11 protein-coding genes are annotated in these 9,815 nt (G+C 64.2%); 3 read left to right on the top strand and 8 right to left on the bottom strand.

The features are described 5' to 3' along the window. Together AC1DXV_RS26415 and AC1DXV_RS26410 are read left to right on the top strand one after the other, a co-directional pair. Positions 1-495: sensor histidine kinase (locus AC1DXV_RS26415; RefSeq protein WP_477936358.1), on the top strand; the 495-nt coding region annotated here is incomplete at its 5' end. Between the two features lie 312 nt (positions 496-807). Then, complete coding sequence (locus AC1DXV_RS26410; RefSeq protein ID WP_056819875.1) at positions 808-1,083, top strand: DUF1488 family protein; 276 nt, start codon at positions 808-810, stop codon at positions 1,081-1,083. Between the two features lie 19 nt (positions 1,084-1,102). Here the strand turns inward: AC1DXV_RS26410 and AC1DXV_RS26405 are convergent, their stop codons facing one another. From AC1DXV_RS26405 to AC1DXV_RS26385, 5 genes are read right to left on the bottom strand one after another with little or no spacing between them, the layout of a single operon-like run. Continuing rightward, positions 1,103-1,660, bottom strand: coding sequence for a hypothetical protein (locus AC1DXV_RS26405; RefSeq protein ID WP_477936355.1), 558 nt, complete (start codon positions 1,658-1,660; stop codon positions 1,103-1,105). Continuing rightward, entirely contained in the window at positions 1,660-2,226 is a 567-nt protein-coding gene (locus AC1DXV_RS26400) for a glycoside hydrolase family 108 protein (RefSeq protein ID WP_477868084.1), read from the bottom strand. Before AC1DXV_RS26400 ends, AC1DXV_RS26405 begins: the two co-directional genes overlap by 1 nt. A 51-nt stretch (positions 2,227-2,277) precedes the next feature. After that, the gene (locus AC1DXV_RS26395) at positions 2,278-2,541 is read right to left on the bottom strand and encodes a hypothetical protein (protein ID WP_157598160.1); all 264 of its coding nucleotides are present in this window, start codon (positions 2,539-2,541) and stop codon (positions 2,278-2,280) included. After that, on the bottom strand, positions 2,525-4,096 hold the full coding sequence (locus AC1DXV_RS26390; protein WP_477936353.1) for a phage portal protein: 1,572 nt from the start codon (positions 4,094-4,096) through the stop codon (positions 2,525-2,527). The genes AC1DXV_RS26395 and AC1DXV_RS26390 overlap by 17 nt, the downstream gene beginning before the upstream one ends. Continuing rightward, positions 4,096-4,323, bottom strand: coding sequence for a DUF6148 family protein (locus AC1DXV_RS26385; protein ID WP_477868089.1), 228 nt, complete (start codon positions 4,321-4,323; stop codon positions 4,096-4,098). Before AC1DXV_RS26385 ends, AC1DXV_RS26390 begins: the two co-directional genes overlap by 1 nt. Positions 4,324-4,482: 159 nt before the next feature. Here AC1DXV_RS26385 and AC1DXV_RS26380 point away from each other — a divergent pair, with 159 nt between their 5' ends. Next, on the top strand, positions 4,483-6,165 hold the full coding sequence (locus AC1DXV_RS26380; protein WP_477936351.1) for an ATP-binding protein: 1,683 nt from the start codon (positions 4,483-4,485) through the stop codon (positions 6,163-6,165). A 112-nt stretch (positions 6,166-6,277) separates the two neighbouring features. On the opposite strand, the gene AC1DXV_RS26375 is transcribed toward AC1DXV_RS26380, so the two are convergent. The 3 genes from AC1DXV_RS26375 to AC1DXV_RS26365 all read right to left on the bottom strand — a co-directional run. After that, the gene (locus AC1DXV_RS26375) at positions 6,278-6,766 is read right to left on the bottom strand and encodes a hypothetical protein (protein ID WP_477868093.1); all 489 of its coding nucleotides are present in this window, start codon (positions 6,764-6,766) and stop codon (positions 6,278-6,280) included. Positions 6,767-6,780: 14 nt separating this feature from the next. Beyond that, positions 6,781-7,638: a hypothetical protein gene (locus tag AC1DXV_RS26370; RefSeq protein ID WP_477868095.1), complete on the bottom strand. Its 858-nt coding sequence runs from the start codon at positions 7,636-7,638 to the stop codon at positions 6,781-6,783. A 53-nt stretch (positions 7,639-7,691) separates the two neighbouring features. Continuing rightward, positions 7,692-9,815: GTA baseplate fiber-binding domain-containing protein (locus tag AC1DXV_RS26365; RefSeq protein WP_477936349.1), on the bottom strand; the 2,124-nt coding region annotated here is incomplete at its 5' end.

The raw sequence follows: 9,815 nt of genomic DNA, 5'->3' as shown, positions 1-9,815 counted from the left end.
GTGCTCAGGCTAGCGATTGAATCTTGCCGTCCCGCGATCGACAAGCACCTGCAACACTTCAAGATGAAGCTGCCAGTTGGTCCCCTATGGGTCTTCGGCGACCCTGTTCGACTGGCCCAGGTCTTTCAAAATCTACTGGACAACGCCTCCAAGTACACACAGTCTGGAGGAGTCGTATCGATGTCCGTCGTCAGCACAATCGACACCTGCGTAGTGAGTGTGTCCGACAACGGGATCGGGATAGCGGCCGAGGTATTGCCTCGCGTATTCGATCTGTTTACACAAGATCCTCGGGCGTCCGCCTTCCACGGGCTCGGCCTGGGAATCGGCCTCGCGGTCGTCCATGAGCTGGTACAAGCGCATGGCGGAAGCATCACCGCCAGCAGCCCAGGGCCAGAACTCGGGAGCGAATTTCTTGTCTCCCTGCCGTTGCTCAACACCATACATCGTAGCTCTGATCAAGGCGGCGGTGGATGGCATCGCGGGAGTTCTTGATAGATCGGTTCGGCGCAACTTCAGACCCGGCGAGTTGGGCCTCCGCGTACGAGAGTCTTGCGGCCTCGATCAACCGCCCGGCTGAAACAGCGTATCGAACACCCAGATGTCACCAGTGCCGTTGCATACCGAGAAAAACTGGACACGCGGCTATTGAGCAAACGGCAACCAATTCGGTAGCCGTCATGTCTTTTGACATGTGCAGACGCCTGCACATCGCTGAAATATTCAACTGCACAGCGGTTGGAGAAGCGGAGAATCCAAACTCCGGGCAAGTTGCTATGTGCACCGGCGTTCGAAGGGAGCACTGCTTTGATTCAGCAGGAATTTTTCAGCGCCCCGAGTGTTGATACTCGCAGCGAGGCTGTGCGGTTTGTCGTTGTCATCGGCGGGCTGATCGTCAGAGCCTTGGTCTCCAGGGAATTTCTGGAAGACCGTTTTGTGGCCGGTCCAAGCCCGTCGGATTGGCTTGCGGCCTACGAATCCCACCGGCAAGAGATCCACCAGATGGTCTCCAGAAAGTACCTCCGCGAAGGGACTTCCCCGGTGCTCATCCACACCGATGAGTTCTTGGACGGTAGCCGCTGAGTCACTGCAGTCCAGCGGTCTATTTCACTGCCGGCGCTCTCGCGAGGAGTTCGGTCTTCTCGGCCGAACCGCGGCTCGATCCGAACTCGAACTGGTGTGCGTCGCGCAGGCCATTGGCGAACTGCTGGGTCAGCATGCCCAGCGGGCCATTGAGCGCCATGATCAGCGGGTTCACGTCGCCGCCCTTCGTCACGCCCAGCCAGGTCACGAAGACCATCGCCGAAAGGCAGGCCAGCATGCCCACCACGTCGCCGACGATCATCAGGTCCGCGCGCTTGGTCGTCCGGCCGAGCTGGGCAAGCTGCACGTCGCGCTTGCGGGCGTCCTGGCGATCGGCGAGGAAAGCCTTGTCGAGGTCGACCTCGGCCGCGATCACCGCCTGGCGGAAGGCCAGCAGCGCAGCAGGATCGGCCTGGATCGCGCTCAGCGMGGCCTGGCCAGTGTCCTTACCGGTGACCTGCTTGGCGATGTCGATCACGGTGCTGGCAGCCTGCTCGGCCTGGTCGCTGCCGGTGATCCACTTCAGGATGCCCGGCACGAACTGCGCGAGCGCAAAGGCGGTGCTGATCGGGTCCATCAGGCCTTGCCTCCTGCCGCGGGCGTGATCTCCACGCGGTTCAGCAGCCAGCCGTAGACGAAGGCTTCATCCTTCGCGCGGCGCTCGGCCAGCTCGACGTAGAAGGCGCCCTGCAGCGCGTTGAGCGCGCGCAGCAGCACCACCTGCCCCTCGGCTCCGCGGCGGCGCATGTACTCCCGCAGCGCGGCGATCGTCATCGGACCGATGCGGCCGTCCGCTTGCACGTCGGGATACCAGGTGCCTTCCATGTTCAGCACGTTGAGCGCGCGCTGCAGGAAGGTGGCCGCCTGGTCGGTGCCCTGGTTCACCGCGGTGTCGAACAGCTCGCCGGCTATGACCGGGGCTACGCTCGCGACCTGGTCGAGCTGCAGCGCATCCCAGTACCGGTTGCGGTAGATCGCCTTGGCCTGGTCGAGGCCGAGCAGATTCATCGGGCCGGCGTAGCCGAAAGCACGAGCCACCGCTTCGGTAATGCCGTACTTCGTCTGGCCGCCGCTGTCGCGCGGGTCGTAGCTGAAACCGGCTTCCTTGCCGAGCACCTGGTCGAATGCGGTCTCGAAGTTCATTGCTGTAGTCGTTGAGGTTGTCATGGCTGTGGGATGCGGAGGCTGCGCCGATCACTTGCCAAGCAGGCGGCTGAACCAGTCGAACTTCAGCGCGCCCAGCCCGAGCAGCGCCATCACCGCGTACATCGCGAGCCGGCGCAGGCCTCGGCCGAGCTGCCGGTCGACGTAGCCGCCCCATACGTTGACCAAGCGCTGCGCGGTGCGCTCATCGCCGAGTCGGGTCACGAGCTGGGCGGCGAGCTGGTCAGCCAGGTGCTCCGCGATGGCACTGGTGTCGGCGTCCGTCAGGTTGCGCGGCTCATGGCTTGTCGTCATCGGTCTGGCCCTCCTCGGTGGTGTCGTTGATCGGATCGTTGGGGTCGTTGGAGTTCGGCGCGGTGGGGAGGCCGCTCGCGTTCTGGTGACGCACGTCGCTGCTAAAACGCAGCTCCTTCTCCTCGACCTTCTTGCGCCAGCTCGCGATCTGCTCGAGCACCGTGTCCGGGTTGCGCCCGGCTTTGCGAATCACCTCGACCTCGCTGATGAAGCCGGCCTGGCTCAAGGTCAGCCAGGCGGTGGCTTCCTTTGCCATGTCGATCCACGGCATCGACGGCGCGACATAGAGCACGTCGTCATTTGTGCCGGGCTTCAGGTCAGCAGGGATTGGCACCACACCAGAGGCATTCGCAGCGTTGATGAAGTCTTCGACGACCGGCTGTACGGCCATCGACACGAAGTCGTCGGTCAGGCAGGCGTAGTGCACCCACTGCTCGACCAGTTCCTGCCGCTGGCTGCTGTACGTGCCGTCGTAGTTGCGGCTGACGCTGGAGTAGCTCGCGCTGATACCGGCAGCAAAGGCGCGCAGCTGCCCGTTGCGGAACGTGATCAGGTTCGGGTTGGGGCGCTTGCTGTCGATCAGGCCGATCTCTTCGCCCACCGCGAGCGTGTCGATGATGGTGCCCGGCGACAGCGACACCTGGCGCGGCAAGTCATTGCCGTTGTCGTCCTTCAGCGGGCCCTCATAGCCGCCGCCATCCGGTGCCTGGCGCTTCACGTAGCCGGTAAGCATCGCCGCTACCTTCGCCGCGATGCGCTCGGACTCCTCGTAGTCCTTGATGTCCTCAATGCGCCCGATAACGCTGGCGAAGCGGGTGACGCCGCGCAGCTGGCCGATGCGCGACAGGTGCGCCAGGTGCAGCATGCGGTCGGCCGTGACAACGTTCAGATCCTGGTGAAGGGTCGTCGCCTCGCCGGGGTGGGTCTTACTGACCCAGTAGGCAGTCGGGCGCATCCATGCGTTGTACTGGATACCCTGCTTGATGCCGCGGGCCGAGTCATTGAAGTCCATCGGCACAAGCTCGGGCTCCAGCAATTCGATCGAGTACGGCACGGCGGTGCCGTGGTCCAGGCCCGGCACCCTGCCCCTGAGGCGTTGCGCGAACGCTTCGCCGTCGCGGTACAGCGTGCGGGCCAGCAGTCGCTGGCAGCGCGCGTAGCTGTGCTGCCAGCGCACCTCGGGGCGGCGCTGCCAGTCGCGCCAGGCCGCCGAGAGCGCTGCGGCGTAATCGGCATGGATCTCGCCGCTGAGCGTACGCGGCTGGAACTCGACACCGATGCCGTTGGCGCCCACCGTGTTGTTGACCAGCACGTCGAGCGAGCCGACGACCAGGTCGTGGTTTCGATCGAGAGAGCGCATCTGGTTGCGCAGCGGTGCAGCGCCCTGCTCCACCAGCTGATTTGGCGAGCCGCCATCACGCCGAAATTTGCGCTGCGGGTTCGGGCGCGCAGCCTCGTAGTGCGCCAGCAGCGTGCGATTGCGCAGGCGGTTCAGGCCGCGCTGCGGGTCGAGCCAAGCGACGAGGCGGTCGACAGGGTTCAAGCGCGCCGCCATCAGTCGAGACGCGCGACGGAGAAGCGCAGGCCGCCCAGGGTCGATGCACCAAATGCGCGGTCGCGCTCACCGGCGACGCGGCGTTCCCACTCCTGTCGGCCGGCCCGGATCTCGGCCAGGTCTTCGCTGCGGAAGACGCGATCGCCGAGGCGCGCTTCCTTGCCGAGGAGGACATCGGTTTCGGCCTGCAGGTACGCGGCCAGCATGGTGGAGGACAGGGTGCTCATGCGCCCATCCTCGCGGGATCTTCGTCCCGTTTGTAGATCCCAAACCGGGATTATCTTCTCGCGGACTCCCGCCACCCGTTTGAACACATGGCCGTGAGCGGACGACCCTTGCCGTGCCTCTCAGGCTTGTCACGCCTTCAAATCGATGATGTAGGTTAGATGATCTTCGGCATCAATTCGATGCGTTTGTCGAGAGATAAACAGCGAAGTCTGAAGTGTCATTTGGCAATACATTATTGCTTTGACTCAGTCGCTGATGCAGCTCAGCACCGTGTATCGGGCATCAATTCACTGAGAGAGGACGGCGTGCTCATGAAATGGCCTACTCGCCGAATCTGCGGCCAGCGATCAAGCACCCTTCAGCTGCTTTCGCGCGCTCGCCTCGAGTTGTCAATTGCGCAAGCGGTCCTGGCTGATATCAATCAGCAAGTACGGCATGCAGCCGAACGTCTGGCTGCTAGTGATCAACATCAACTCGTACGTGAAGCGAACCAGCAGTTGGTGATCTCGGCGCTGAATGCCCATACCGCGGCCGAACTCGCCGAGCGCTCTCGCAGCGATAGCGCAAGTTCGTCGGAACGTCGGGTGCGCACGGAGGCACGCGCCAAGGAAGCGCTGACCAAGCTCAACGTCAATCTTGAAGATCGCGTTTCCGATCGAACTCGGCAGCTCGAGATTGCGCGCGACGAGGCCCTTGCCGCGGGGCACGCCAAAGAACAGTTCCTGTCAAATATGAGTCACGAGCTGCGCACGCCTATGAACGGCATGCTCGGTGCCCTGGAGCTATTGTCAAAGTCTGAACTTAAGCCCAGGCAGATGCACTATCTTGGGGTGGCCACGGCGTCAGGCGAGGCCTTGCTTGCGACACTCAATGAAGTGCTCGACTTCGCGAAGATCGGTTCGAACTTGCTTCAGGTTGACCTTGCTCCGCTTGACGTGAATTCCGTCGCGCGCTCGGTTGTCGCCTTGTTTTCACCTTCGGCCGAGCGAAATGGCATCAACTTACAGTTCAAGCCCGGCCTGGGATTATCAGATATGCGGCTCGGCGATGCGCTGCATCTGCGGCAAGTGCTGCTGAATCTGGTGGGTAACGCGATCAAGTTTACGCCGCAAGGCAATGTGACTCTTCGGACGCAGTTAGTTCGCAGTGGTGACGGCGAGCACGTTGCTTTTGAAGTGCAGGATTCCGGCATTGGCATTGATCCATCACAACTCGAGCGAATCTTCGAGCCCTTCGTCCAAGCCAATGATCCCACCCACGAGCGACCGGGAGGCACGGGTTTGGGGCTATCCATTAGCAGGCAACTGGTGCGGGTGATGGGCGGGGAGTTGAAGGTAACGAGCGTCCACGACCAGGGTTCGACGTTCGGGTTCGAGCTTGCCCTCGAGGTCGCCGCGCCGACCGCGCCCATGCCGCTCGGCAAGCTCGAAGGGGCATCAAGTTCGGATCGTCTGGAGGGCCTTGTCCTGCTGGTCGAAGACAACTTGGTCAATCAGATGGTTGGCATCGCTATGCTGGAATCGCTTGGCCTCGAAGTCGTTTCCGCGGCGAATGGCGAAGAGGCGCTGGCGAAGTTGGCGGTGACGCCCTTCGCGCTCGTGCTAATGGACTGCCACATGCCCGTAATGGATGGCTATGAAGCGGCGCACCGAATTCGCGAGGCTGAGCGGTGCAACGGTCAGCCCCGGATCCCCATCATCGCCTTGACAGCCAACGCATTCAAGAACGACGTAGATCGATGCCTTGCCGCCGGAATGGATGCTCACGTAGCGAAACCTTACTCAACGCTCCAGCTTCGTGCGGCCATCGCGCCTTGGCTTCAAGGCGTATCGACCTCTTAGATCGCGCGGTGTTCGACGATCGACCTACGGGGAGGGGGGAGCAGACCCGGGAACGGCTTCAAGTCCTGCGTTTTCACACAGCCTCGGTCGATAAGTGCCGCTCGCTGGAGCCTCAAAAGTCGTACCAGTGCTCTGTGACCACCGTCACGTCGATCGTCTTCACCTCGCCCGTGTTCACTTCCGTCACCGTGCACCGTTGCACGCCACTCAGCGTGTTGGCCTTTCCAACGGTCGTTGGGGCAGCTGCATTGCGCCGGAACTGCGTCGTCGCCAGGTTGGGTGACATCGCGGTCGCGGACGATCCTGACAATGTCGACCAGGCGATGGTGAAGACCCCCGCCCCGCCCTGCACCGTCACCGTCACAGGGGTGGTGGTCACCGGCACGGTTGCACCGCGAGTCGACGTGAAGCCCGAACCGAAGACGCTGGCCGTCGAAGCGGTCACCACGAACGACCCGCTGAAGACCTTGCGCGCGACGCCGTCGGCGCCATACCGCCAGATCTCGCGCGCCTTGCGCGGCGTGCCACCCACGTCATATCGCCACACCTCGCGGATCTTGCGCGCCACGCCCCCACTGTCGTACCGCCACATCTCTGCCATGTGTGCCCTTCTCCTCAGTACACGAACACGAGGTCRCCCGGCGCACCGCCCGACGGCTGGCCAGCCACGTTTGTCATCGTGATGCGCCCGAGCCCATCGCCTCCGCCTCGCCCGTAGACCAGGCCCGAGAAGACGGGCGCACTGTTCCACGACACGAAGCCCACGTCGTTGAAGAACTGCGACATCGAGCCCGGYCGGTTGGAGATGTTGGTCCACGGCACCACCAGGCTGTTGCCGAAGTAGCTCAGGTCAACCTTGCGCAGGAAGCCGTCGCCACCGTTGTTGATGAAGACCTGGCTGATGGGTCCGTTCTCGCTGTTGGGCGAACTCTGGTTCAAGTAGGTAGCGTGCAAGTAGCCGTTCGCGTTGCGCAACGCCACCGTGTTGCCGTTGGCCGCAAAATCCGGCACCCACGCCGTGATGGCTGGCGCTCCGGTGACGCGGCCCCAAGGCACCGTCCCTTCGATGAGTTGGCCGACGTTGTCGAAGAACCACTTCCACCGGCTTTCGCTCACCGAATAGATCCCCGACGTGCCGTCGCTCGCGTTCACCATCAGCGAGTACAGCTTGGCGGTATCGCTGAACTGGACACCGGCCCATCCGCCCGCGACCCCAGGAATCGACACCGAGGTGTACGAGACCGGTGGAGTGTTCTTCAGGTAGCCCGTGGCCTTCTCCACCCAGCTGCTGCCATTGAACTCCTGGATCAGTCCGCCGGTGAAGCGCTTTGCGCCCGCCGGCGGGCTGGTGATTGCGCCGACGTAGGCTGGGTCCATCCACTGCGACAACGCGCTGAAGGAAGCCTTGATCTGCGGCAGGACGCCGGTGTCATAGCGGTCGGTGGTGACGGGTTTGCTGAAGTCGATCGGCATGGTGGTCGGTGATGTCGTCTGAGTCGTTGAATAGGTGTTGAGCTATGCGGGGGTCAATACCCACGCGCCGTCCAGCCGCCCGAACCGGTGACCTTCTGGCCGGTCTGCGGGTTGAGCAGGTAGACGGTGAAGCCGGTCGGGTTCGGCACGTCGAGGAAGTCCACGATGGGCAGCAGCGCCGTCGTTCCATTGGCCTGGCAGAGCGGTGTGTCGGCGTCGATGAAGGTCACAGCGAACGGCACGAACACGCCCGCCGCCGCGTTGGTGATCACGAAGCGCCCCGAGTCGGTCTTGAGCTTGTTCGAGAGCTTCACGTCCAGGCTCGCGATACGGATCAGGTTCGCGCCCGCGCTGCAGCTGAAGGTCCAGACCACCCGCACGTACCGGAAGCTCGCCGCCAGCACGCTGGTCGCGCCCGCCGCCGCGGCTGTCCAGGCGTCTGCACTGTTCAACTTCGTGTAGATCTGGCAGCTGGACGTGACTTGGCCGGCGACCACCGTCGCGCCCAGGGTCACGGTGACGATCGTCGGCGGCAGCGCCGTGCCGTAGTCGAAGGTCTCGTCGTAGGTCGCGGCGGACACGCTAGGCTGCGCATACAGCGGGAAGCCCGCGTCGACCTGCTGCTGCGGCGTGGTCCAGCCGTGCGATTCGAAGTGCTGCGCCCAGGTCTCCGGCGCGACTGGCCCGAGCAGCGCGCCATCTTCCAGGAACAGATTCGTCGAGGTGCCGCTGAACGTCGAGTGGATCTGCGTGCGCAGCACGTAGTCGGGCGGTTGGTTGATGGTGGCCGCGATGCCGACAGGTGTGCCGGTGTTACCGGCGCTGTCGAAAGCCGCGACCCAGTATGTGAAGACGCCCGCCTGCTGCTCGAAGATCGCCGTGAAGGTGCTGTTGCCGTTGGAGCCAACAATGGTGCCCGCGGCCCAGCTTGCGCCCTTGCGGACCTCGTAGCGGTCGATCGGCAGGCTGCCGCTGGCCGGAGCGGTCCAGTACAACAGCGCGTTGTTGTCGACGACCTCGGCGCGCGACGCGACGATCGCGCCCGGCGCGGTAACCACCGTGTCGACCGACGAGGCCGCGCCGCGGTTGCCCTTCACGTCGATCGCCGCGACCCACCACCGCCTGGCGCCGCCCCAGTCGATGCGGCGCAGGTGCCGCGTGATCTGGAACACCCCGACGACGGTGGCCGCCGCGAAGCTGTCGCCGAAGCGCAACTCGTAGCCGCTGATCGCGAACGCGCCCGGCACGCCCGCGTAGTCGAGCTGCAGGTCGGTGCCGGTGATGGTCGCGTTCAGTGCAGAGATCGCCGGCGCCGTCACCGTGCCAGCCACGCTCGTCGGCGTGCTGCGGTTGCCGAACGCATCGACCGCGGCGACCCAGGCCGTGAAGGCGCCGCTTGCCTGCACCGCCCACAGGTGCGAGGTGCCGCCGAGCTGCTCGACCACCTGTGCGGTCGACCAGGTCGCGCTCTGACCAGTGCTCACTCGCCACTCGTAGCCAACCACATCCGGCTCGGCGTTCTTGGCGCATTTCAGCCGCACGCCGAAAGGCTCGAAGGATGCGGACACGTCCGTCGGTGCCGACGGCGGCAGCGCGGCCATCGCACCGGTTACGCGGTAGTCGTAGGCCAACACCTCGGCCAGGCTCTGCTCGGCCGCGCCGAAGATGTTGAAGCTGGTGAACTTGAAGTGGATCGTCTTGCCGATGAAGCTCAGCTCCAGTGGCCCGCTCTTGCCGATCGAGCTGTCCACGCGCACGAAAGCGTCGCCGATCTGGTGGCCGGTGCTGGGCGTGCCGTGCGCACCGCGCACCAGGCCGGACAGCGCATAGGTCCCGGGCGCCAGGAGCGCCGCATTCTGGAAAGCGAGGTACTCGGGCACCGTCCCGCCGATGTAGCAGAGCGTGCCGAGTGCTGCGGCATCGGCCGCACTGGTGCTGATCAGCTGGCCGCTGGTGCTCACGGTCACGCTGTCGCCGCTGATGAAGGTGCCGAGCCGCCCGTAGCGCGCCGGCCCGTGCAGCGTGCTGGCCTTCTGGTAGTTCAACCCGTCGACGCTGACCCACACGCTGCAGCCGCCCCAGGCTGCGCTGCTGCCCTTCACGGCCGCGTAGACCTCGAGGCCGGTCTGCGTGAACCCCACCGGCGCCTCGAACAGCACCGGCGCGTCCACGTTGCC

The sequence above is a fragment of the Rhizobacter sp. P3_C12 genome (genome assembly GCF_056402735.1).
The sequence above is the reverse complement of the archived record's forward strand: the minus strand, read 5'-3'. Positions and strand labels throughout refer to the sequence as shown.

Excerpts from the sequence above, each read along its gene's own strand:
- AC1DXV_RS26400 (WP_477868084.1), bottom strand. The coding sequence starts at position 2,226 with ATGAACTTCGAGACCGCATTCGACCAGGTGCTCGGCAAGGAAGCCGGT.
- AC1DXV_RS26395 (WP_157598160.1), bottom strand. The coding sequence starts at position 2,541 with ATGACGACAAGCCATGAGCCGCGCAACCTGACGGACGCCGACACCAGT.
- AC1DXV_RS26390 (WP_477936353.1), bottom strand. The coding sequence starts at position 4,096 with ATGGCGGCGCGCTTGAACCCTGTCGACCGCCTCGTCGCTTGGCTCGAC.
- AC1DXV_RS26385 (WP_477868089.1), bottom strand. The coding sequence starts at position 4,323 with ATGAGCACCCTGTCCTCCACCATGCTGGCCGCGTACCTGCAGGCCGAA.
- AC1DXV_RS26380 (WP_477936351.1), top strand. The coding sequence starts at position 4,483 with ATGATCTTCGGCATCAATTCGATGCGTTTGTCGAGAGATAAACAGCGA.
- AC1DXV_RS26375 (WP_477868093.1), bottom strand. The coding sequence starts at position 6,766 with ATGGCAGAGATGTGGCGGTACGACAGTGGGGGCGTGGCGCGCAAGATC.